Genomic DNA, 23,331 nt, shown 5'->3' on the forward strand with positions numbered 1-23,331 from the left:
TGGCAGGCCTGTGCCTGCTCTGCACCATCGCGTTGCTGATTGGCAGCGCGTTGTACCAGGCCGACCATAGCCTGCAACGTGTGAAGCTGGCCAATGCCGACATGCTCGAAGCGGCTGCCCAGGCACGCCTGCAAGCGCGTGCCGAACAGCAGATGGAAGCCCTTCAGCGCTTCTTCGCCGACTCCCATGCGTTCACCGGTCAGTTTGGTCGTCAGGTCTTGCAGCTACGAACCCAAGGCAGCCGCTATGGTGTCGACGCACAGGCGCTGCGCCAGGAGATGGTGCAACTGGTCCACAACGAGCTCAAGGCCAACAAAGCCCTGTTCAGCCTCTACCTGGTATTCGAGCCCAATGCACTGGACGGCCAGGACTCGCGCTTTGCAGGCGCTACCTCCCTGGGCAGCAATGCCAAGGGCCGTTTCAGCGTCTACCGGGCCCAGACCGGCGGCGCGGATGTCACCCAGACGGTGGAGGAAGAAAAGATCGTCGACCCCACTGCCATGCCCGACGGCACCCCCTACAACGCCTGGTACCAATGCCCGAGAGAGACTCGCCAGGCCTGCGTGCTCAACCCCTACTTCGACGAAGCTTCGGGGCAACCCGTGCTGATGACTTCGTTGGTGATCCCGCTGTTCGAGGACGGCAAGGTGATCGCGGTCATCGGCGCCGACATCAGCCTCAGCCACCTGCAGCAACTCAGCCTGGAGGGCAGTCGGCAACTGTATGACGGCCAGGGGGACGTACGCATCGTCAGCCCGGCCGGCTTCCTCGCCGGCGACAGCCGCCATGCCGACCTGCTCGGCCAGCCGCTGGCCAAGTCCCTCGACGATGCCAGCGCCAGGGAGATCCTGGCCGTGCAGGCCACGGGCAAATCCCGGGTGCTGTCCCGTGACGGCCAACTGCGAATTGTCGAACCCCTGCAGGTGATACCGGGTTCGGCACCGTGGAGCCTGGTTCTGGATGTTCCACGCCAGGTACTGCTGGCACCGTCCCTGGCCCTGGAAAAGGAACTGGATGCTGGCAATGTCAGCGCAGCCGTCAGGCAGATCACCTTCGGCATCGGCCTTGCGTTGCTGGTCCTGCTCCTGCTGTGGCTGACCGTGCGCGGCGTGACCCGGCCGATACTCGGCCTGGCCGGCATGCTCGGCGACATCGTCGATGGCAACGGCGACCTGACCCGACGCCTCACGTATCGGGGCCGAGACGAGCTCAGCGCGTTGGTCGGCGGGTTCAACCGTTTTCTCGATATGCTCCAGCCGGTTATCCGTGATGTACAAGGGGCGGTGCAGGATGCCCGCGCCACCGCCGACCGCTCCGCTGCGCTCTCGACCCAGATCAGCGCGGGGATGCAGCAGCAGTTCCGCGAGATCGAGCAGGTCGCCACCGCTTCCCAGCAGATGAGCAGCAGCACCCAGGACGTCGCCAACAGCGCGGCCATGGCCGCGGATGCCGCGCGTGGCGCGGACACTGCAACGTGCGATGGGCTGGCGGTGATCGGACAGACCAGCCAGGTGATCGCCAGCCTCGCCGCCGACATGACCCAGGCCATGACCCAGGTCGAAAGCCTGGCGACGAGCAGCGCGCGGATCGGCTCCGTGCTGGAGGTCATCCGTGCGATCGCGGAGCAGACCAACCTGCTGGCACTCAATGCCGCCATCGAGGCGGCACGCGCCGGCGAGGCCGGACGCGGGTTCGCGGTGGTCGCCGACGAAGTGCGCAGCCTGGCCCAGCGCACACAGGCTTCGGTCGAGGAAATCCGCCAGGTGATCGAGCGCTTGCAGCAAGGTACCGGTGAGGTCGTCGACGCAATGCAGGGCAGCCACCGGTTGGCCCAGGGCAGCGTCGCCCAGGTCAACCAGGCCGTTGCGGCGCTGCAGCGCATAGGCGGGGCTGTGGCCGTGATAACCGACATGAACCTGCAGATCGCCAGCGCCGCCGAGGAGCAGAGCGCGGTGGCCGAGGAAATCAACGGTAATGTCGCCGGGATCCGCGATGTCACCGAGTCACTGTCGGGACAGGCGCAAGCCTCGGCGCAGATCAGCCAGTCGCTGAACCAGTTGGCCAACCAGCAGCGGAACCTGATGGAACAGTTCCGCGTTTGAACCGACGCCTGGAAGGCCCGCTCAGGAAAGGAGCGTGGCCTTCCAGCCGGTCAGCGCGACGGAGACACACCCTCCGCCTTGCTGCCCTGCCCTTCGATTCCGCGCCTTTCAGCGCCGCTGACGCCCGAGCCAAGGCTTTGTTGACTTAGCAAGAAAGCCAAGTAGCATGGTTAGCTTTTTATACAAGCTATGGTAACCAGGCAATGGCGAAACGCGATTCGAAGGCAGACACCGCGAAGGAGACCACCATCACCCTCGCTTCAATGCTGGGCAAGGACGGTGATGACGCTAAATTCCGCGAACTTCTGCACAACATCTTCGCTTTTTCCAGCAAGATAGAAGCGATTCGCGGTGAGTTCGGCAAGATCATCGGCCTCACCGGTATCGAGTTCACCTGCCTGATAGCAACCGCCCATCTCCGTCAGCACGACCAAGTTTATGTCAACAGCCTGGCCGATCATCTGCATTTGAGTGGCGCGTTCATCACGTTGCAGACCAACAAACTCGCGCAAAAAGGCTACCTGTCCAAAACCAAGGACTCCAACGACGCCCGGCGCGTCCTGCTCGAAGTGACCGAGACCGGTCAGCAGGCCCTGAGCAACCTTGGCCTGACCCAGCAGCAGGTCAACGACATCCTGTTCGCCGGCATTGACCAGCAGAGTTTCGCTGCCCTGTGCGACGCATTCCGCCTGTTGGTGGGCAACAGCGATCAGGCGTTCAAGCTGGCGAATTATCTGGGTAACAGCGCTACCTGAGCAGACAGCAAAAAACCGCAGACTCAGCTGCGGTTTTTGTGTTGCCAACGCTCAGACGTCGTTCAGATTTCGTCCTGGAGCTCGTACTGCCCGGCGAAGGCATCCAGCAAGCTTGCGCTGCGCTTCCAGTCGAAGGTACGGAACGAAGACCCTTTGGTCACGAACGTCGCCCCGGAATAGAACATCTCGTATTGCGTATGCCGTGACGCGAACTCGGAGCCGATGGCGTCCCAGGCGAGGTTGAAGAACTTCACCCGCTGTTCGGCGTTGGCAATCGGCGACTGTTGGGTCTTCTCGATCAAGGCGCGCATCTCGGGGTTGGCGAAGTCCTGGGTCGAGGACGGCAGCATGATCACCCCTCCCCCCGCCAGGTCGCGCAACCGCGCAATGAAGTTCGGATACAGCTGCTGGGCAATGACCTGCGCGGCATAGAGCAGATGGCGATCCGGTACGAAGTATTCGCCAACCTGCTGTCCCTTGCTTTCCATACCGTTGACGAAGGATTCGGAAATGGCCGCCTCCGCGGCGATCTGCCCGAGAATCTCGCGCACCTGCGGCAAGGCGATGATCCCGTTCATCTCGGCGGTGCGGTACGCCACACCGGCAAGGAAACGCATCTTCACCATCAGGCGCACCTGGGCCTGGTAGTTCTGGTAGACGTGGGCCGGGGTTTCATGGAACTGGGCCATGCACATTTCGGTGTCGCGATGAACGAATACCCGCTCCCAGGGAACCTTCACGTCATCGAAATACAGCAACGCGTCGTTTTCGTCGAAGCGGCTCGACAACGGGTTCTGGAACACACTCTTGTTGTGCTCTTCATAGGACTTGCGCGACAGGATCTTCAAGCCAGGGGCATTCATCGGGATCGCGAACGACACCGCATACTGCTCTTCCTCGCCCTTTTTCAACGGCTGCAGGCAGGTCACCAGCACTTCGTTGGCCATGATGCCGCCGGTGGCCAGCATCTTCGCGCCACGGATGGTCAACCCGCTTTCATCCTCGGCCGCGATACCGGCAGTGAGAAACGCATCCTTCTGCTCCCCCGTCGACTTGGAACGGTCGGCCTGGGGGTTGATGATCACGTAGGTCAGGTAGAGGTCGTTGTCGCGGGCATAGTGGTAGTAGTCGAGCAGGTTCTGCGCACGCACCTTGTCGTAGCGCTCGAAGCGCTCGATCCCCATGACCATGCCCGAGATGCAGCTGGCCACATGGTCCGGCGCCCGCCCCAGAAAACCACAGCTCAGCCCGGTCCAGGCTTCCAGGGCCATGCGCCGTTGCTTGAGTTCGGCATGGCTGCGCGGCAATTGCCAGATACGGTTGTAGCGCTCGCCGGTGAGCGGATCGACCGTGGTCATCAGCTCCAGGTTGTCGTGCTGGTAGTCATACAGCTTGCTCAACCAGGTGACGGAGTTGGCGAACGCCGGGTGGCAGGTGACATCTTCGACGCGCTCGCCGTTGATGAAGACGTTGCGCCCATCGCGCAGCGACGCGATGTGTTGGGCTGAGGTTTTTATCATTGTTGTTTCTCCAAAAACCTGAACGGACTGAAAAGGGGGCGGCGGGCTCAGGCCAGTTCCGCGTACTGGCCACGGCAGAACACCAGGGGCACGCTGTGATGACTGCTGGTGAAATTGACCACTTCGCCGACGAAGATCACGTGGTCGCCGCCGTCGTAATGCGCATAGGGTTTGCACTCGAAGTGCGCCAGGGCCCCCACCAGCAGAGGCACGCCGGTATCGCTGGTTTCGACTTCGACGTTCTCCCACTTGTCCTGGCGGGCACGGGCGAACCGGTTGGAAAGCTCCCGCTGCTCCTGGCTCAGGACGTTGACGGCGAAGTTGCCCGCCGCCTGCATGGCTTCCAGGCTCAGCGCCCGGCGGTCGAGGCTGAACAACACGAGGGGGGGATCGATGGAGACCGAATTGAACGAACTCATGGTGATACCGAGGGGGCGATTGCCGCCGTCCACCGCCGTGATCACCGCAACGCCGGTCGGGAACTGGCCTAACGCGGCACGAAACTCAGAAGCATCGAAAGACATGAGATCACCACTTAATATTAGCTTTGTTGTAAAGCTAATATCAGCGAATGCGGCCACCTCGTCAAGCTTTTTATATTAGCTTTCTTTAAAAGTTAAAATCCAAAAAAAAGCCTGCCCACGGCACGCGGACAGGCTATGGATGCAACGCTTGAAACTCAGCTGCGCAACGTACCCGCAAGCAGCGTTTCCACCGCCCAGGCAATGCTCAGCAAGCGTCGGTCGTGACCGTGCTCGCCCATCAGCATGACGCCCACCGGCGCTTCGCCTGGTGCGTGACACGGCAGGCTGATGGCACAGCGATCGAGGAAATTCGCCACCGACGGGTTGCGCAACATCAGCAAGTTGCTCTGCGCGAAGCACTCCGGGTCGGCCATGTCTTCCAGACGCGGCGCCACCGTGGGAACCGTCGGCATGATCAGCGCGTCGAACTGCCCGCTGACCGCGGCCACCCGCTGCTGCAGATCAGCCCGGGCCTGCAGCAGGTCGATGTAATCGGCGGCGCTCTGCAGGCGGCCTTTTTCGATGCGCACCACCACGTTCGGGTCGTAACCGTCGCGTTTCGCGGCGATCAGCTCACGGTGCCAGGCCCAGGCTTCGGCGGCGGCGAAGCCACCCTTGGCATTGATCCCGGCGAGCTCGCCCAGCTCAGGCAAAGCAATCCGCTCGATGTACACCCCGGCGTCGGACAAACAGGCCAGCGTCCGCTCGAAGGCGGCGGCGACGCGGCTGTCGATACCCTCCAGCACCAGCGTTCGCGGCAATGCCAGGCGCAGGCCTTTGAGCTGAGTGTGAAACAGCGGCTTGCACGCATCGCCGCAGAGGATGTCGTTGAGGATCGCCACGCACTCCACCGAGGCGCCCAGCGGCCCGACCGAGTCGAGGCTGCTCGACAGCGGTGATACGCCGCGCCTCGACACATTGGCGGCCGTGGGCTTGAAACCGACGACCCCGCAGAGCGCCGCCGGGATACGGCAGGAGCCTCCGGTATCGGTGCCCAGGCTGGCGATCGCCATCTGGTCGGTGATGGCGACCGCGGCCCCCGAGGAGGACCCACCCGGGATGCGCGGATTGGCCCGGTCCCACGGGTTTTCCGGGGTGCCGTAATGCGGGTTCAGGCCAAGCCCGGAATAGGCGAATTCGGTCATGTTGGTGCGCCCTACCGGAATGAAACCGGCATTGCGCAAGCGCCGCACCACATCGGCATCGACCTGCGCGGGCGGGTTGTCGGCCAGTACCCTGGACCCGCAGGTGGTGACTTCACCGGCCATGTCGAACAGATCCTTGATACTGATCGGCACCCCGGCATACGGCGGCAAGGGTACCCCTTGCACCCTGAGTCGATCATAGGCCCGGGCCTGGGCCAGGGCCTGGTCATCCAGGCGTCGGGTGAAGACTTTCGCGGCCAGTGCGGGCTGGCGGTCCATGTGGTCGATGCAGCGCTGCACCCGTTCTTCACAGGTCGAGCCAGAGGTCATGGCCTGGCGGATGGTAAGTAGTGTCATGGCGGGGCTCCCGGCAACAGGGGCACGGGCGATTGCCGGTGCCCAGGACGAGGCAGGCCCGGCTCATCCCGAGTGCGACAGTGCAACGTCGAACGGACGGGATGAGACCGGGCCTGGCTCAGCAGCGATTACGCGTAGTAATGGATTTCCAGCAGCACGCAACCCGACTCGGACTTGAACGGGCCATGGAACGCTCCCGGCGGACGGCAGGCATAGGTGTGCGGCGCGAACGGCTCACCACCGCGGCCCTGCTCGTCGTTGCCCACCGTCAGGTCACCGGACACCAGGTACACCTCTTCCCAGTAGTCGTGGACGAACGGCTTGGTGGTGAAGATCCCCGGCTTGAAACGCAGCAGGCGCGTGCGCGTGCCCGCCTTGCCTGGCTCATCCAGCGAGCCGGCGAGGATCTTCTGCTCGATGCCCGGTGGATACCCCGGCGGGACCTCCCAGCCATCGTTCATGTCCACCGCATAGAATTCTTTGTGTTCTTTGTTGATCATTACAACGTTCTCCTCGTTTCAAGCCTCGATGCTTGAGCGGCAAGTCGCCCGGACCGGACCTCCCCAGCGTTGCGGGGCAATGTCGGCCTGGGCAACGGTAGGGGTCATGCGCCAGCGCGGTCGGCGTCGATCAGGCTGGCGGGGGAGCGGCCCGGGCTGTACCAGGCGAATAGCAGCATCGCGGCGGCACCGATCACGCCAGGCAGGGCGAACACCAGGAAATTCATGGTCAGCGGCAAATGGGCACCCAGCAGCATGCCGCCCAGCAAGGGCCCGGCAATGGCGCCATTGCGCCCGATCCCCGATGCCCAGCCGAGCCCGGTGGAGCGGATCGGCAGGTCATAGAACTGCGCCGCGCAGGCATACAGCAGGATCTGCGTGCCGATGGTGGTGGCGCCGGCAACGCCGATCAGCAGATACAGCACCGGCGCCGGGCTGCTCAGGCCGAGCAACGCGATGGAGCCTGCCGCCAGCAGCAGGAAGCTCACCAGCACCTTGGACAGCGCGAAGCGATCCCCCAGCCAGCCGCCGCCGATGGCGCCGAGCACCGCGCCGAGATTGAGCGCGACCAGGAAAGAAAGGCTCGAACCGAGGCTGTAGCCGGCACTGGCCATCAGCTTGGGCAACCATGAGCTGAGCGCGTAGATCATCAACAGGCAGCAGAAGAAGGCGATCCACAGCAACACCGTGCGCAGCGCCCGCCCCTCCTGGAACAGGGTCGGCAGCGAGGCTTTGCTGCCGCTGCTGGTGGCAATGCGCAGCACATCGTCAGGCCCAACCCCGCAGTCGGGGTCGACGCGCAGCAGCAGGGCCCGGGCCGGTTGCTTGTGCCCCTCGCGCCAGAGGATGCCGATCGATTCCGGCAACTGTCGCAGGATCAATGGCAGCAACAGCAGCGGTATGGCGGCGGCGTAGAACATCGCCTCCCAGCCAAAGCGCGGCAACAGGTAGATCCCCACCCCCGCCGCCAGCATGCCACCCAGCGGGTAGCCGCAGAACATCACCGCCACCACCAGGCTGCGCGCCTTTTTCGGCGCGTATTCGTTCATCAGCGCCACCACATTGGGCATCAGCCCGCCACAGCCCAGGCCCGCGATGAAGCGGCAGATACCGAACTCCACCGGTGTACTGGCGAAGCCATTGACCAGGGTGGCCCCACTGAACAACAGGCAGCACGCAGCGATGCTCTTCCTGCGCCCGACCTGGTCAGCCAGCGTGCCGAACAGCACCGCGCCCAGCATCATGCCGAACAGCGCATAGCTGCCCAGGGCGCCGGCCTGCAACGCCGAGAGCCCCCATTCCTGCATGATCACCGGCAGCACCACGCCGTAGATGAACAGGTCGTAGCCGTCGAAGATCAGCAGCAGCGCGCACCAGCCCAGCAACTGCCAGTGGAATCCTGAAAAGCGCGCAGGGTCGATAATTGCCTGAACATCGATTGTTCGCATGTCTTGGTTCTCTTGTTTTTGTTGTTGTCAAGAAACCGCAGTAGCCCGGACGTCAGTGGGCGCTCCACTCCACCTGGCTGATGTCGATGCCGTCCTGGTACATGTCCCACAGTGGAGACATGGCCCGCAGCTTGACGACAGCGGCCTTGATCATCTCGATGGCCTGGTCGATCTGTTCTTCGCTGGAGAAGCGGCCGAGGGTGATGCGCAACGAGCTGTGCGCCAGCTCATCGCTGCGCCCCAGTGCGCGCAATACATAGGACGGCTCGAGGCTTGCCGAGGTGCAGGCCGAACCCGACGACACGGCCAGCCCGCGCAGCGACATCATCAGCGACTCACCTTCGACGAAGTTGAAGCTGATGTTCAGGTTGCCGGGGAGCCGATGCTCCAGCGAGCCGTTGACGTAGACCTCTTCCATGCCGGCAAACCCGTCGAGCAGCCGGTTGCGCAATGCCAGCAGCCGCGCGTTCTCGCTGTCCATTTCCTGTGCCGCCAGGCGGAAGGCTTCGCCCATGCCGACGATCTGGTGCGTCGCCAGGGTGCCGGAACGCATGCCGCGCTCGTGCCCGCCGCCATGGATCTGTGCTTCCAGGCGCACCCGCGGCTTGCGCCGGACATAGAGCGCGCCGACGCCTTTGGGGCCATAGAGTTTGTGCGCGGTGAACGACATCAGGTGGACATGGATGTTCTTCATGTCTATCGCCACCTTGCCGGCGCTCTGCACCGCATCGACATGGAAGAACACATCGCGCGCCTTGCAGACCTCGCCGATAGCGGCGATGTCGTTGACGGTACCGATCTCGTTGTTGGCATGCATGATCGACACCAGGATGGTCTGCTCGGTAATCGCCGCAGCCACGGCCTCGGGCTGGATCAGGCCGTCCTGGTCCGGGTCCAGATAAGTGACCTCGAAACCTTCGCGCTCCAGATGACGACAGGAGTCGAGCACCGCCTTGTGCTCGATGCTGGAGGTGACGATGTGGTTGCCCTGAGTCCGGTAAAAACGGGCGACGCCCTTGATCGCCAGGTTGTCCGACTCGGTGGCGCCAGAGGTCCAGACAATCTCCCGCGGGTCGGCGTTGATCAGCTCGGCGACATGCCGGCGCGCCGTCTCGACCGCTTCTTCGGCCTCCCAGCCAAAGGCATGGGAGCGCGAGGCCGGGTTGCCGAAATGCCCATCGGCGGTGAGGTAACGGCACATGAGCTCGGCAACCCGCGGATCGACCGGCGTGGTTGCGGAATAGTCCAGATAGATGGTGTCGCCCATTTTCAGTTCCTCTACACGCTGACGGGATTTCAGTTCGCCCGGGCCAATCTAACAAAAATAGCTTGCATTGCAAGCTATTTTTGTTACAAAAGAGACACGCGAAAGGACTGCCAAAGCGGCGACCCCGTACGGCATACCTGCTGAAAATTCCAACGAGACCAACAAGAACGAGAGGCGACAACGTGACTGCAATGACCTTCAACTGTGTGACCCGGGCGGGTGAGTCCCTGCGTGATCTGGCCATCAACAAGGTGGTGATTGCCGGCTGGACCGGTCGCGACCGGGAGGCCGTCGAATCGCACATCGTCGAGCTTGAGGAGCTTGGCGTGAAACGCCCGGCAACGGTGCCCTGCTACTACTTCGTGAGCGACGACCGCCTGACGCAGGAGACCAGCATCCAGGTGGTGGGTGGCGAGTCTTCCGGTGAAATTGAATTCTTCCTGCTCAACGATGGCGAGCGCCTGTGGGTCGGCATCGGCTCGGACCATACCGACCGCAAGGTGGAAACCTACGACATCACCGTCTCCAAACAGATCTGCGCCAAGCCGGTCAGCCGCACACTGTGGCCGCTGGACGAAGTCCGCGAACACTGGGATCAACTGCAGTTGCGCGCGTGGCGCGAGGATGACCAGGGTCAGCGGGTGCTTTACCAACACGGCAATGTCAGCGCCATGCTCGCCCCTGACGACCTGCTTGAGCGCTTCCGCACCACCTACGGCACAACGTTCGACAAGGGCACGCTGATGTTCTGCGGAACGCTCGCGGCGATCGGCGGCATCCAGCCCAGCCGGGAAATGCACCTGGAACTGAAGGACCCGGTGCTGCAGCGCGACATCGCCTTCCACTACGCCGTGGCTGATATCAGCCGCTGATTCCTTTCGCCCGGTTTGCAACTGCGGCCGCCCTGGAAGCGGACCGGGCGATGGAGAAATGTACGGCCAACCACGCCGTGCTTCCTTCCCAGGCCAGACCTCACAATGAAAAAGAACAATTCCCGGTCCCTGCGTGCCACCCTGATCATCATTGCCGCAGCGGCACTGATCGTCATCGGTATCCAGCCCATCCTCATCGGCCTGTTCGCCGAGCGTCTAGCCCTGACGCTCAGCCAGCAAGGCTGGCTCCTGTCGAGCGACATGACCGGCATTCTGCTGGGTACGTTGCTGTTACCCGCCCTGGAACGCCGCTGTGCGGGCCGTTACCTGTACCTCTGCGCAGCGCTGGCCGCGGCCCTGTTCAATGCCTCCTGCGTCGCGGTGGACAACTTCGCCACGCTGCTCGCCTGTCGTTGCGCTTGCGGCCTGAGCGCCGGGCTGCTGTACGCCGGCGCCATCAATGCCCTCGGCCGCCTGCCAGGCCAGGACCGTTCCTATGGCCTGGTCCTGCTGATCCAGACTGCGCTGTTCGCGCTGGTCGCCGCGACCCTGCCCAGGCTGGCCAACGCCGCTGGCGAGCAATGGGCGATTCTCTGCATCGGCCTGTGGTTCAGCCTGCTGGTGTTCATCTCGCTGTTGCTGCCGCGCAGCCTGGAGCGCAGCACCCTGCGCCAGCAGAGCGGGACCGGCACGGCGCTGACCGGTCGCTACTCGTTGCTGGGCATGCTGTGTCTGCAGGTGGCCATCTATTGTCTGTGGGGGTTCATCGACCAGTTGGGCCGCGAACGCGGCATTGACGCCATCGACATCGGCTGGGCCTTCGGCCTGGGCGTGCTGGGCGGGCTTCCCGGTGCTGCCCTGCCCAGCCTCCTCGGCTCCAGGGTGCGCCGTGGCCTGATGATCAGCCTGGGCTCGCTGCTGGTGCTGCTGTCGATCATCCTGCTCGCCGGTAACGCTCACACGGCAAGCCAACTGTGCACCGCGCTGTTCATCATGAACTTCGGCTGGGTGCTGGCGTTGACCTACTACATGGCATCGATCACCCGCAATGACCCGCACGGCAACCTCACGCCGCTGATCAGTATCGTGCAGTCGGGTTCAGCGGCACTGGCCCCCGCGATGGTCGCGGTGGCACTGCCGTGGACCGGGCATCAAGCGATATTCGTCATTTCCGGCATCGCGGTGCTGACAGGATCCGGCCTCACCTATCTGAGCTCCCTGCCGGGCCGGCAGCGTGAAGCCTAGACTCAGAGCCAGGCAGCTCTGCTGAGTGAGGGACAGCGCTTTTGACAGGCATAAAAAATCCGATGCCCGTTTCCAGGCATCGGATTTTTTTGCGTCTGCGGGCTTAAGGTCAATCAGTCTTGACTGACTGGCATTGCACCGAAGCGGTTTTTCGGCCGGATCAGTCGTCCGAGCTCATGATGCCGAACAGTTGCAGCAGGCTGACGAACAGGTTGTAGATCGATACATACAGGCTGATGGTGGCCATGATGTAGTTGCGCTCGCCACCGTGGATGATCTGGCTGGTCTGGAACAGGATGCAGACCGACGAGAACAGTACGAAGCCAGCGCTGATCGCCAGTTGCAGGCCGCTGATCTGGAAGAAGAAGCTCGCGACCACCGCGCCCAGCAGGACGAAGAAGCCAGCGGTGATGAAGCCGCTGAGGAAACTCATGTCCTTGCGGGTGATCAGCACGTAGGCCGACAGGCCACCGAACACCAGCGCGGTCATGGCGAAGGCCGAGCTGACCACTTCGGCGCCACCGGCCATGCCCAGGTAACGGTTGAGGATCGGGCCGAGCAGGAAGCCCATGAAACCGGTCAGGGCGAAGGTGGACACCAGGCCCCACGCAGAGTCACGCAGCTTGGCGGTAAGGAAGAACAGACCGTAGAAACCGATCAGTACGACGAAGATGTTGGGATAGCCGACGCGCAGCTGCTGTGCGACGTAGGCCATGACGGCACTGAAGACCAGGGTAAGGGCCAGCAGACCATAAGTGTTGCGCAGGACCCGGCTGACCTCCTGCTGTTCGGCCTGAAGGCCGTGATTGACGGCGTAATCCTGTTCGCGCATGGCGACACTCCTGTGGGGTTTTGAAACGTTGAGTTGCAAAGATCATAACAGAGGCTTGGAAACCAGCCACTTAGAGAGTTTGACAGCTTGTTTCATTTCGGTATGATGGCGCCCGCATTACAGAGTGGAAGCGTGGCCGAGTGGTTTAAGGCAACGGTCTTGAAAACCGTCGATGGGCAACTATCCTAGAGTTCGAATCTCTACGCTTCCGCCATATTCAAAAGCCCTGATTATTCAGGGCTTTTTCGTTTCCGGCGTTCCGCTGCCGAAGCGCTCCAGGCATTCATGGCAATCAAAGGGACTTGCTCATGTTCATCGGACGAATCGCCGAGCTGACCGGCTGCACCCCCAAGGCCATACGACTGTACGAGCAACTGGGCTTGATAGACGAGCCCGAGCGCGATGGGCGTTACCGGGTCTACAACGCCCATCACCTGGAAATGGTCCACCTCATCCGCAGGGCGCAGAGTGCAGGTTTCAAGCTGGCGGAGATGAGTCCCCTGATCGAAGCCAAGAACAGACTGAAGAGCTTCCCCCTGGCCATGGCCAACGAGGCCGTGGAAGCCAAGCGCAGGCAGGTCGGTCAGCAGATTGCCGAACTGCAGACCCTGGACCTGCATTTGATCGAACTGAAGAAACAGATGAACAGCCTGTTCGCTCAACCGCCCGGGACATGTCCTATCAAGGCCGAGACGCTCTCCCGCCAAGGTAGGTGAAAGCCGACATCAGGGTCTGTTCGGGGGACTGCGGACTGAACCCCAGTTCGCGCCGAGCCTTGGTGATGTCGTACTCCTGACGCACGCCGTGGAAAAGGCGGACCTGGCTACGCAACAGCTGAGCCGGCCGTCCGGTCAGTCTCGCCATGCCTTCCTGCGCCCATGCCAGCGCCATCAGCAGCCATCGCGGTGCCCGCGGTGGCTGGCTGTAGCCGCCGGACACGCGGTTGAGCGCCCTGATGATCTCCTCCAGGGAAGAGGAATGCTCGTTGGCGAGGATGTAGCGCTGCCCTGCCCGGCCTTTTTCCGCGGCCAGGATCATGCCCTGGGCCACATCCCGCACGTCCACGAAATTGAAATGAAAATCCGGGTCCAGCGGCACTCGCCGCCGTCGAACGGATTCGAGAAACGCCATCGTGTCGGTCAATCGAGTGGCATGGGGTCCCACCATCGCCGCCGGCAGCACCGCAACCATCGGGAGATTGAGCGCCCGGGCGGCCTCCCAGGCAACGTGCTCGGCCAGAATCTTCGAGCGGTAATACGGATTGTCGACCTCCTGGTTCCATGAGGCCTCATCCAGTGCACTGCCATCGTGGCCCACGGCCGCGACCGAACTGACGTAGACGACCTTGCCGACGCCCGCCTTCGCGGCGGCGCTCAGAACGCTGCGAGTCCCCTCTACATTGGGCAGGACGATCTCGGCTTCGGGATCGCGAGACCAGTGCCTGAACACCGCCGCGACCTGAAACAGGACATCGACGCCAGCCATGGCCTTGAGCAGCGCCGGCTCATCCCGCAGTTCGGCGTAGACCCGTTCACAATCGAGCCCGGCGAATGGCGCGACATTGCTCACGTCACGCACACCCGCACGTACCCGATAACCTTGGTCGAGCAGTGCCCTGACCAGGGTATTGCCCAGATGCCCGTTTGCGCCTGTCACCAGACAGAGCTTGCTCATGCGACCTCCCTCGCGATGGATTCCCTTCATCGGTCGCAAGCGTACCGTCTGTCCCATGGGACAGAGTCAAGCGCTGCCAGAGCCGGCGATCACTTCTCAACCATGCCAGCAGCGGTACCAGCCCTCCTGCTCGGTCACCCGCAGATCGGTCTGGTACAGCGCGGACAGGCGCTCGCTGGTCAGCACCTCGGCCTTCGGCCCGTCGGCGACGATCCGGCCCTTGTCGATCAGCACCACACGCTCGATCTCCGGGATGATCTCGTCGATATGGTGGGTGGTGATGATCATCGCGTGTTCCACCCCGCAGAAGCGCCGCATCAGCTTGAGCATGCCCAGGCTCGCGCCCATGTCGAGGCCGTTGGCCGGTTCGTCGAGGATCAGCGCGCTCGGCTTGTGCACCAGCGCGCGGGCCAGCAGCAGGCGGCGACGCTGGCCGGTGGAAAGGCGCTGGAACATGGTCTGCGCATGCTCGGACATTTCCACCACCGCCAGCAGTTCACGGGCCTGTTCCAGTTGCTCGGCGCTCGGCTGCAGATGGCCATGGGCACCGATGGAACCGAAGAAGCCGGAGACCACCACGTCCAGGGCCTGGGTGTAGGGGGTGTAGTCGTCCTGCAGGTCCTGGGAGACGAAGCCGATGCGACTGCGCAGCGCCCACAGGTTGACGGTGTCGCTGCCGAACAGGCGCAGGTGGCTGCCTTCGCGCTCCACCGGATACAGCTCGCGGGTGATCAGCTTGAGCAAGGTGCTCTTGCCGGCGCCGTTGGGGCCGAGGATGGCGACCTTCTCGCCTTCGCCGATGTGCAGGGAGAAGCCATCCAGCACGCGGGTCTGCTGCTGGTAGGCGGTGACGTTGTGGATGTCGATCATGAGGGGCTCGTGAATACGGGGACTGGGGGGAGTTTGCCATTTGTTACAGGTAGTGAAAATGAAGGTTTTGCGGGGAACCGCAGCAAGGCCGCCAGGTGCTTGCCTTGAGTTTTGCAGCGCCCTCCAGATCGAGCGCCGCCCGCGCGGCGCATCGCGAGCACGCTCGCTCCTACATTTGTTGCAACGTACCTATGTCTGACAGGCCATGGTTGACCGCCTTGTTGGTACGACGCGGTACCGAGCCGAACCCAACAGCTTCCCCACGATGACTCGCCAGGCACCAAAGGCTGGCGACGCTGCTCTCGCAGGCCATGGCACGTTGCAACAAATGTAGGAGCGAGCGTGCTCGCGATGCGCCGCGCGGGCGGCGCTCGATCTGGAGGGCGCTGCATGGCTCAAGGCAGACACCTGGCGGCCCTGATGCGGTTCCCCGCCAGGCCATCAAAGTTGTGCCTACGCCCCCCGCCAGGCCAGCGCCTTGTACAGCTCCACCGCATTGCGATACGACGCTGTCTCCGCCCGCGCGATCTCCTGGCGCATGCGCAGCAGCTCGCGCTGACTCTCCAGTACCGCCTGATAGCTCCCGGCCCCCGCGTCATAGCGGCGGCTGGCGATGTCGAACGCTGTCTCGCCGTGGCTGGCCGCGCGTACCAGGGTCTGCAGATGGCGCTGGTGCTCGGTCAACTGCACCACCGCGCCCTCCACCTCCTCGATCGCCAGCAGCACGACCTGCTCGAACTGCGCGCCCTCGCCCGCCGAGCGCGCCTGCGCGGCACGCAGACGGGCACGCACGCTGCCCAGGTCAAGCGCCGGCCAGGTCAGCCCCGGCGTCAACTCGAAAGCCCGCGAGGCGCTGCCCAGATCGCCGTCGCGCAAGGCGAAGAAGCCGATGAAACCGCCCAGGCTGAAGCGCGGATAGAGATCGGCCGTCGCCGCGCCGACATCCTCGACCCGCGCCGCCAGCAAGCGTTCGGCGCGCAAGACATCCGGGCGGTTGCGAATCAGTCGATCGACATCGCCCAGAGGCAAGCGACGCGCCAGCGGCAGCGCTGGCAAGGCCCCAAGATCCAGCGCCGCACTGCCCGGCCGCTGGCCACAGAGCACCTGCAAGCGATACAGGCTCCGCTGCAACTGGCTCTGCAACGGTGGCACCGAGGCCTCGGCACGCAACAGGTTGCTGCGCGCACTCTCGCGGTCCTCGGGCAGGCCGCTGCCGACCAGCAACTGCGCCTCGACCATACGCACGGTTTCGCCCCAACTGCGCACCTCGTCCTCGGCCAGCGCCAGTTGATGACGTTGCCCCTGGGCATCGAAATACGCCCGCGCAACCTCGGCGGCGATGCTCAACTGCACCTGCTGCAGATCCGCCTGCGATGCCTCGACCCGCGCCTGGGCGGCGCGGCTCAGGTGATCGAGGCGGCCGAACAGGTCCAGCTCCCATTGCAGATCCAGCCCCGCCCGCCACGATTCGGCCAGGCTGCGCGCCGGCCGCTCGCCGTTCACCGCCTGCTGTTCGAGGCTGCGCCGATAACCCGCTTCGCTGCTGACGATCGGGTAGCGCCGCAGATCCTGCTCGTCGAACCCGGCACGTGCCAGCAACAGATTGGCGTGGGCCTGACGCACATCGTAGTTGTGGGCCAATGCCTCCCCGACAAGCTGCGCCAGTTGCGGATCCTCGAAGAAACTCCACCAGGCTGCGTCCGCGTGCCCGCGCTCGGCAGAAAATTGCCCGGCCTGCGGACTGACCAGGGCAATCGGCGCGATATCGGGCTTCTGGTACTCGGGCCCGACACTGCAGGCCCCCAGGGCGAGCAAGGCGCCCGAGAGAATGAAGAATTTCATGAATGCTCCTCAGATCACGCCAATGCCAAGGCTGCGCTCGGCATCGGCCAACTGCTGCTGACGCACGCCCTGCACGCGGTGATCGCGGGCCAGCCAGGAATAGAGGGTGGGCAGGACGAACAGGGTGAACAGCGTGCCGACCAGCATGCCGCAGACGATCACCACGCCCAGGCCGAAACGGCTGTTGGCGCCGGCGCCACTGGCGAACAGCAGCGGGACCACGCCGAAGGTCATCGCCGCGGTGGTCATCAGTACCGGGCGCAGGCGAATCTGCGCGGCACGGATGATCGCCTCGGCACGACCAAGGCCGTCACGCACCTGGATCTCGTTGGCGAACTCGACCATGAGGATGCCGTGCTTGCTGATCAGGCCGATCAGGGTCACCAGGCCGATCTGCGTGTAGATGTTCAAGGTCGCCCAGCCCAGCGCCAGCGGCAGCAGCGCGCCGCAGATCGACAGCGGCACGGTGACCAGGATGATCAGCGGGTCCACCAGGCTTTCGTACTGCGCGGCCAGCACCAGGTAGATCACCACCAGCGCGGCGAGAAACGCCCACACCAGGGCCAGGCCTTCCTGCACGTACTGGCGCGATTCCGATTGCCAGTCATGGCTGAAGCCCGGCGGCAGCTCGCTGGCCAACTGCTCCAGAAAAGCCACCGCCTGCCCCTGGGAAACCCCCGGCGCGGGAATCGCCTGCAGGGTACTGGCGTTCTGCTGGTCGAACTGCAACAGCCGGTTCGGCGCCACGTCCATCTCCAGGCGCACCACGGTGGACAGCGGCACCAGGCGGCCGTCATCGGCGCGCACGTACTGCCGGGCCAGGGCCTGCGGGGTCAGGCGCTGATCCTGGATGCTCTGCGGAATCACATCGTAGGAGCGGCCATACAGGGCGAAGCGGTTGATGTACTGCTCGCCCACCAGCACCGCCAGCGAATCGCCGATGTCCTGCATGCCGATGCCGAGGCTGGCGGCCTTGGCCCGGTCGATGGCGACCTTGACCACCGGGTTGTTGTAGTCGAGATCGCTGTCCACCACGACGAACAGACCACTCTCGCGGGCGCGCTGCTTCAGGCCCTCCATGGTCTGGTACAGCAGCGGGTAGTCCTGGGCGCCGCGCAGCACCATCTGCACCGGCAGGCCGCCGCTGGAGCCTGGCAGCGCGGCCACCTGGAAGGCGAAGATGCTGCTGCCCTCGACCTCGCCCACGGCCTGTTGCAGATCGGCCTGGACCTGCGCCGCGGAACGTTGCCGCGCGCCCCAGGCGCTCAGGTTGATGCCGCCGAAGCTCGACGCCGGGCCGTCGGTGCCGTTGATGATCCAGGTATCGGTGGTTTCCGGGATCGACTTCATCACCCGGTCCAGCTTGCGGGCGAAGCGCTCGACGTACTCCAGGTTGGCGTACTGCGGCGACTTGATCGCGGTAAGCACCGCCGCCTGGTCCTCCGGCGGTGCCAGTTCGCGCTGCGCCTGCAGGTACAGCCAGGGCAGGCTCAGGCACACCAGCAAGGCCACGCCGCCGCTGATCCAGCGCCGCGACAGCGAGTGCGCCAGCAGTTGTCCATAGGCCGCCGCCAGGCCGCCGAAGACCTTCTCGGCCAGCTTGGCCATGGGCCCGTCCTGCTGCCCCGGCTTGAGCAGCAGCGAGCTCATTACCGGCGACAGGGTCAGGGCAACGATGCCGGAAACGATCACCGCGCCCGCCAGGGTCAGGGCGAATTCGCGGAACAGCGTACCGGTCAGCCCGCCGATCAGGCCGATGGGCGCATACACCGCGGCCAGGGTCAGGGTCATGGCCACCACCGGCCCGGCGATCTCCCGCGCCCCGGCCAGGGCCGCGGCGATCGGGGTCTGCCCTTCTTCTATATGACGGTGGACGTTTTCCACCACGACGATGGCATCGTCCACCACCAGGCCAATCGCCAGGACCATCGCCAGCAGCGTCAACAGGTTCAGGCTGAAACCGGACAGCAGCATCAACGCCGCGGCACCGAGCATCGACAGCGGAATCGCCAGCACCGGGATCGCCACGCTGCGCAGCGAACCCAGGCACAGCCAGATCACCAGCACGACGATCAGCATGGCCTCCACCAGGGTGTGCATCACCTCGCGAATCGAAGCGTCGATGAAGCGCGCGGTCTCGTAGGCCAGGGCCACCTTCACCCCTGGCGGCAGGGTCTGCTGGATCTGCGGCAACAGCTTGCGAATGCCGTCGACGATCACCAGCGGGTTGCCCGCCGGCGTGGGAAACAGTCCCAGGTGCACCGCCGGCTTGCCGTCCATGGTGGCGCTGGTCTGGGTCATCGCCGCGCTCAGCTCGACGCTGCCGATATCGCGCAGGCGCACCAGGTCGGTGCCGTCGTTGCGCACGATCAGGTCACGGAAGGCCTCGACGCTGGTCAGGTCGGTGTCCACGCGGATGTCGGCGAGCACGTACTGGCCGCGGACCTGTCCGGGCGTGGCCTGGTAGTTGTTGGCGCGCACCGCCTGGGCCACGTCGGCGGCGGTCACCCCGCGCCCGGCCATGCGCTCGCTGTCCAGCCACAGGCGCATCGCCAGGTTCTGCCCGCCGAAGGTCTGCACCTTGACCACCCCGTCGATCCCGGAGAACTGCGGCTCGACCACCCGCGACAGGTAGTCGCTCAGCTCGGGAATCGACAGGGTCTCGCTGGAAAAGCCGACATAGGCCACCGCCGTCGAATCCCCCGCCGACAGTTCGACCACCGGGTCGTAGGCCTTTTCCGGGAGGCGATAGCGCACCTGATTGACCTTGGCCATGGTCTCGGTCAGGGCCTGGGTCGAGTCGCGGTTGAGGACCATGCGCAGGGTGATGGTGCTGCGTCCCTGGATCGACGACGAGGACAGGTAATCGATGCCCTCCACCGAGGCCACCGCCTGGGTGATCGGCTGGGTGACGAAGCCCTGCATCAACTCCGCGGAGGCGCCGGGGTACTGGGTGGTGATGGTGATGGTCGAGCTTTCCAGCAGCGGGTACTGGCGAATCGGCAGCTTGCCCAGGGCGAACAGCCCCATCAGCACGATCAGCGCACTGACCACCAGGGCCAGTACCGGACGACGGACGAACAGATCGGTGAACCTCACGACTGGCCTCCGTCGGCGGCGCCCAGGCTGTCTTCGCTCACTTGTTCGACCTGCATGCCGTCACTCAGCTTGAGCTGCCCGGAGACCACCACCTGGTCGCCTTCGCGCAGCCCGGAGGTGATCTCGACCCGGCCCTGCCAGCGCTCGCCGGTGGTCACGCCCACGCGGCTGACGCTCAGGCCCTTGTCCGGGTCGCGGCTGGCGACGAACACGGTCTGGCCGTAGGCGGTGTAGGTGATCGCGGTTTCCGGCAGCGCCAGCACGTTCGGCGCATGCAGCGCATCGAGGCGCACGCTGGCGTACATGCCGGGCTGCAGGCGACCGTCCGCATTGGCCAGGGTGGCCTGGACGCGGACCAGACGCGACGCACTGATCATCGGGTCGATGGCGTTGATCCGCGCGGAGAACTGCCGGTCCGGCAGCGCATCCACGCTCAATTGCAGGTTCTGCCCATTGCGCAGTTCGGCGACCGCCTGTTCGTTGAGCGAGAAATTCACCCGCAGGCTGACCGGGTCCACCAGGCTGGCAATGGTCTCGCCGGCGTTCAGGTACTGTCCCTGATGCACACGGCGGATGCCGAGCTTGCCGGAGAACGGCGCAACGATGGCTTTCTGCGCGATCCGCGCCTCGACCTGCTGCAGTTCGCCCCTGGCCATTTCCATCGCGGTGCTGGCGTTGTCCAGTTGCTCCTGGCTGGTAACGTTCGAGGCGCGCAGCGTGCGCGTGCGCTGCAGCAGCGCTTCGGCGTTGCGCAGTTGCGCGCGCAGGCGCAGGCGCTCGGCCTGTTCGGGGGCATCGTTGAGCTGCACCAGCAACTGTCCGGCCTTGACCTCCTGGCCCGACTCGAAGGCAACGCGCACCACGCGTCCGGCGCTTTCCGCCGCCAGTTGCACCTGGTTGGCCGCCTCCAGCTCACCCACGGCGAACTGCTGCCGTGGCGCCTGCAGCGCCGTGACCCGCGCCAGCGCCACCTTGGTCGCCGGCCATGCCGCGGTGGCCTGCGCCGACGGCGTCCTGCCGGCCAACCCGCCCGCCACGGCCAGCACCACCAGCAGCGCCGCCCCTCCCCCCACCAGCATCCTCTTGCTCATGCCCTGCCCCAATCATCGATGGTGAATGTCCCGCTGGGCGAAAAGCCTTGCGGGAAACGATGGGGCCGGACTATAAAACCTCAACTTTACTTGAGGTCAACACAGGTGCCAGCGAAAAAAATGGCCGATGGCGTGCGCATGCTCAGCGTCGGCGAGGTGGCCAGACGCGCTGGCGTAGCGGTCTCCACCCTGCACTTCTACGAATCGAAAGGCCTGATCGCCAGTACCCGCAACGCCGGCAACCAGCGCCGTTATCCGGCGCTGGTATTGCGCACCATCGCCATTATCAAGGTGGCCCAGCGCACCGGGATTCCGCTGGAAGAGATCAAGCAGGCGTTCGGCCGCTATCCGCCGAACAGCAAGCTGACCGCGGCGCAGTGGGGGGAGATGTCCACGGCCTGGCGCGAAGACCTCAATGCGCGGATCAGGACCCTGGAAGCGCTGCGCGACAGCCTGGACAACTGCATCGGCTGCGGGTGCCTGTCGCTGGAGGATTGCCCGTTGCGCAATCCGGAAGACCGGCTGGGGCTGGAGGGGCCGGGGCCGCGAGTGCTGGAGCAGGCCTGTCGGTAACGCCCTTACCCCGTAGGAGCGTGGCTTGCCCGCGAAAGGACTGCGTAGCGGTCCCGACATTGCATTGGCTGTATCCAAATCGGGACCGCTGTGCGGTCCTTTCGCGGGCAAGCCGCGCTCCTACGGGGAGAGCGATTCACCAGCCTGCATTGCACTACCGAAATCCCCCGCCCCACCGTAGAATGCGCCTCCATTTTTTCAGGGCATCTCCATGAGCTCACTCGAACAAGGGCCGGCACCCGCGCAGGCCAATGAACTGGTCCTGGGTCTGGAAGACCGGCCGCGCCTGGTGATCGGCCTGCTGGCCGCGCTGCAGCACCTGCTGGCGATCATCGTGCCGATCGTCACCCCGGGCCTGCTGATCTGCCAGGCCCTGGGCGTCTCGGCCCGCGACACCAACCTGATCGTGTCGATGTCGCTGGTGATCTCCGGTATCGCCACCTTCGTCCAGTGCCGCCGCTTCGGGCCGTTCGGCGCCGGGCTGCTGATCGTCCAGGGCACCAGTTTCAACTTCGTCGGCCCGCTGATCGCCGGCGGCGCGCTGATGGTCAAGCAGGGCACGCCGGTCGAAGCGGTGATGGCGGCGATCTTCGGCGTGGTCATCGCCGGTTCGTTCGTGGAAATGGGCATCTCGCGCATCCTGCCCTTCGTCAAGCGCCTGATCACCCCGCTGGTGACCGGCATCGTCGTGCTGATGATCGGCCTGACCCTGATCAAGGTCGGCCTGATCAGCATGGGCGGCGGTTTCGCCGCCATGGGCAACGGCACCTTCGCCAACGGCGAGAACCTGCTGCTGTCCGGCGTGGTGCTGGCGATCATCGTCGTGCTCAACCGTATCCCGCTGGTGTGGATGCGCAGCTGCGCCATCGTCATCGCCCTCGCGGTCGGCTATGCCCTGGCCGGCTACCTGGGCCGCCTGGACTTCACCGGCATGCACGAAGCGGCGCTGTTCCAGGTGCCGGTGCCGCTGCACTTCGGCCTCGGTTTCTCCTGGGCCCTGTTCATTCCGATGCTGGTGATCTACCTGGTCACCTCGCTGGAAGCCATCGGCGACGTCACCGCCACCAGCAAGGTCTCGCGCCAGCCGGTGGAAGGCCCGCTGTGGATGCAGCGGATCAAGGGCGGCGTACTGGTCAACGGCGCCAACTCGCTGCTGGCCGGGGTGTTCAACACCTTCCCCAGCTCGATCTTCGCGCAGAACAACGGGGTGATTCAGCTGACCGGCATCGCCAGCCGCCATATCGGCGTGTGGATCGCCCTGATGCTGGTGGTGCTCGGCCTGTTCCCGGCGGTGGCCGGGGTGATCCAGGCGGTGCCGGAGCCGGTGCTGGGCGGCGCGGCCATGGTCATGTTCGGTGCCGTGGCGGCCTCGGGCATCAATATCCTCGCCAGCATCAGCCTCGACCGGCGCGCCTTGCTGATCATCGCAGTGTCCCTGGCCCTGGGCCTGGGCGTGGCCCAGGTGCCGGAATTCCTCGCGCACATGCCGTCGGCCCTGCGCAACGTGCTGGAGTCTGGCGTCGCCACGGGCGGCATCTGCGCCCTGGTGCTGAACTGGTTCCTCCCGGAAGCCCGGCGCGAAGCCTGATCCCGCGGTTGTGCCAGACAAGCCCGC

19 protein-coding genes, 1 tRNA gene and 1 pseudogene are annotated in these 23,331 nt (G+C 64.5%); 9 read left to right on the forward strand and 12 right to left on the reverse strand.

The window, feature by feature from the left end:
• Positions 1-278 precede the first annotated feature (278 nt).
• From CHB99_RS30585 to CHB99_RS13080, 3 genes and pseudogenes are all read left to right on the forward strand, one after another.
• A pseudogene (locus CHB99_RS30585) lies at positions 279-1,244 on the forward strand (cache domain-containing protein); the annotation flags it as partial.
• A 102-nt stretch (positions 1,245-1,346) separates the two neighbouring features.
• Complete coding sequence (locus CHB99_RS30590; protein WP_428977844.1) at positions 1,347-2,102, forward strand: methyl-accepting chemotaxis protein; 756 nt, start codon at positions 1,347-1,349, stop codon at positions 2,100-2,102.
• 203 nt (positions 2,103-2,305) lie between these two features.
• Positions 2,306-2,857 carry a MarR family winged helix-turn-helix transcriptional regulator gene (locus CHB99_RS13080; RefSeq protein ID WP_042129063.1) on the forward strand — a complete coding sequence of 184 codons (552 nt, stop codon included), beginning with the start codon at positions 2,306-2,308 and terminating at the stop codon, positions 2,855-2,857.
• Between the two features lie 62 nt (positions 2,858-2,919).
• Here the strand turns inward: CHB99_RS13080 and CHB99_RS13085 are convergent, their stop codons facing one another.
• The 6 genes from CHB99_RS13085 to CHB99_RS13110 all read right to left on the reverse strand — a co-directional run bounded on the left by CHB99_RS13085 (position 2,920) and on the right by CHB99_RS13110 (position 9,618).
• Positions 2,920-4,377, reverse strand: coding sequence for a 4-hydroxyphenylacetate 3-hydroxylase family protein (locus tag CHB99_RS13085; RefSeq protein ID WP_042129065.1), 1,458 nt, complete (start codon positions 4,375-4,377; stop codon positions 2,920-2,922).
• 47 nt (positions 4,378-4,424) lie between these two features.
• Positions 4,425-4,901: a flavin reductase family protein gene (locus tag CHB99_RS13090; RefSeq protein ID WP_042129068.1), complete on the reverse strand. Its 477-nt coding sequence runs from the start codon at positions 4,899-4,901 to the stop codon at positions 4,425-4,427.
• A 155-nt stretch (positions 4,902-5,056) separates the two neighbouring features.
• Positions 5,057-6,403 (reverse strand): amidase, encoded by a 1,347-nt coding sequence (locus CHB99_RS13095; protein ID WP_084702944.1) that lies wholly within the window; start codon positions 6,401-6,403, stop codon positions 5,057-5,059.
• Between the two features lie 128 nt (positions 6,404-6,531).
• Entirely contained in the window at positions 6,532-6,903 is a 372-nt protein-coding gene (locus CHB99_RS13100) for a cupin domain-containing protein (RefSeq protein WP_042129072.1), read from the reverse strand.
• Between the two features lie 104 nt (positions 6,904-7,007).
• Positions 7,008-8,351, reverse strand: coding sequence for an MFS transporter (locus CHB99_RS13105; RefSeq protein WP_042129075.1), 1,344 nt, complete (start codon positions 8,349-8,351; stop codon positions 7,008-7,010).
• A gap of 52 nt (positions 8,352-8,403) precedes the next feature.
• A complete protein-coding gene (locus tag CHB99_RS13110; protein WP_042129077.1) occupies positions 8,404-9,618 on the reverse strand; it encodes an IscS subfamily cysteine desulfurase in 1,215 nt (404 codons plus the stop codon).
• A 191-nt stretch (positions 9,619-9,809) separates the two neighbouring features.
• On the opposite strand from CHB99_RS13110, the gene CHB99_RS13115 reads away from it, so the two are divergent.
• A complete protein-coding gene (locus tag CHB99_RS13115; RefSeq protein ID WP_042129079.1) occupies positions 9,810-10,490 on the forward strand; it encodes a DUF2848 domain-containing protein in 681 nt (226 codons plus the stop codon).
• Between the two features lie 105 nt (positions 10,491-10,595).
• The gene (locus tag CHB99_RS13120; RefSeq protein WP_042129081.1) at positions 10,596-11,735 is read left to right on the forward strand and encodes an MFS transporter; all 1,140 of its coding nucleotides are present in this window, start codon (positions 10,596-10,598) and stop codon (positions 11,733-11,735) included.
• A 160-nt stretch (positions 11,736-11,895) separates the two neighbouring features.
• On the opposite strand, the gene CHB99_RS13125 is transcribed toward CHB99_RS13120, so the two are convergent.
• Positions 11,896-12,567 carry a Bax inhibitor-1/YccA family protein gene (locus tag CHB99_RS13125; RefSeq protein ID WP_042129083.1) on the reverse strand — a complete coding sequence of 224 codons (672 nt, stop codon included), beginning with the start codon at positions 12,565-12,567 and terminating at the stop codon, positions 11,896-11,898.
• A 126-nt stretch (positions 12,568-12,693) separates the two neighbouring features.
• Between CHB99_RS13125 and CHB99_RS13130 the strand changes: the two genes are divergently transcribed.
• Together CHB99_RS13130 and CHB99_RS13135 are read left to right on the forward strand one after the other, a co-directional pair.
• Positions 12,694-12,781 (forward strand) — tRNA-Ser (locus CHB99_RS13130).
• A gap of 94 nt (positions 12,782-12,875) precedes the next feature.
• Positions 12,876-13,283, forward strand: a complete 408-nt coding sequence (locus CHB99_RS13135) for a MerR family transcriptional regulator (protein ID WP_042129086.1) — start codon at positions 12,876-12,878, stop codon at positions 13,281-13,283.
• Here CHB99_RS13135 and CHB99_RS13140 read toward each other — a convergent pair.
• From CHB99_RS13140 to CHB99_RS13160, 5 genes are all read right to left on the reverse strand, one after another.
• Positions 13,249-14,241: an NAD-dependent epimerase/dehydratase family protein gene (locus tag CHB99_RS13140; protein ID WP_084702946.1), complete on the reverse strand. Its 993-nt coding sequence runs from the start codon at positions 14,239-14,241 to the stop codon at positions 13,249-13,251. The genes CHB99_RS13135 and CHB99_RS13140 overlap by 35 nt on opposite strands.
• 96 nt (positions 14,242-14,337) lie before the next feature.
• Positions 14,338-15,111: an ABC transporter ATP-binding protein gene (locus tag CHB99_RS13145; protein ID WP_042129087.1), complete on the reverse strand. Its 774-nt coding sequence runs from the start codon at positions 15,109-15,111 to the stop codon at positions 14,338-14,340.
• Positions 15,112-15,564: 453 nt separating this feature from the next.
• The gene (locus CHB99_RS13150) at positions 15,565-16,953 is read right to left on the reverse strand and encodes an efflux transporter outer membrane subunit (RefSeq protein ID WP_089266529.1); all 1,389 of its coding nucleotides are present in this window, start codon (positions 16,951-16,953) and stop codon (positions 15,565-15,567) included.
• A 9-nt stretch (positions 16,954-16,962) separates the two neighbouring features.
• On the reverse strand, positions 16,963-20,052 hold the full coding sequence (locus CHB99_RS13155) for a MexW/MexI family multidrug efflux RND transporter permease subunit (RefSeq protein ID WP_042125408.1): 3,090 nt from the start codon (positions 20,050-20,052) through the stop codon (positions 16,963-16,965).
• The gene (locus CHB99_RS13160; protein ID WP_042125410.1) at positions 20,049-21,143 is read right to left on the reverse strand and encodes an efflux RND transporter periplasmic adaptor subunit; all 1,095 of its coding nucleotides are present in this window, start codon (positions 21,141-21,143) and stop codon (positions 20,049-20,051) included. The genes CHB99_RS13155 and CHB99_RS13160 overlap by 4 nt, the downstream gene beginning before the upstream one ends.
• Positions 21,144-21,281: 138 nt before the next feature.
• Between CHB99_RS13160 and soxR the strand changes: the two genes are divergently transcribed.
• Both soxR and CHB99_RS13170 read left to right on the forward strand, forming a co-directional pair.
• Positions 21,282-21,716: a redox-sensitive transcriptional activator SoxR gene (gene soxR / locus CHB99_RS13165; protein WP_042125635.1), complete on the forward strand. Its 435-nt coding sequence runs from the start codon at positions 21,282-21,284 to the stop codon at positions 21,714-21,716.
• A gap of 211 nt (positions 21,717-21,927) precedes the next feature.
• Entirely contained in the window at positions 21,928-23,304 is a 1,377-nt protein-coding gene (locus CHB99_RS13170) for a nucleobase:cation symporter-2 family protein (protein ID WP_042125412.1), read from the forward strand.
• The last annotated feature ends 27 nt before the right edge of the window (positions 23,305-23,331 follow it).

Source organism: Pseudomonas japonica (assembly GCF_900188455.1).
In the GTDB taxonomy this organism is placed as follows: Bacteria; Pseudomonadota; Gammaproteobacteria; order Pseudomonadales; family Pseudomonadaceae; genus Aquipseudomonas; species Aquipseudomonas japonica.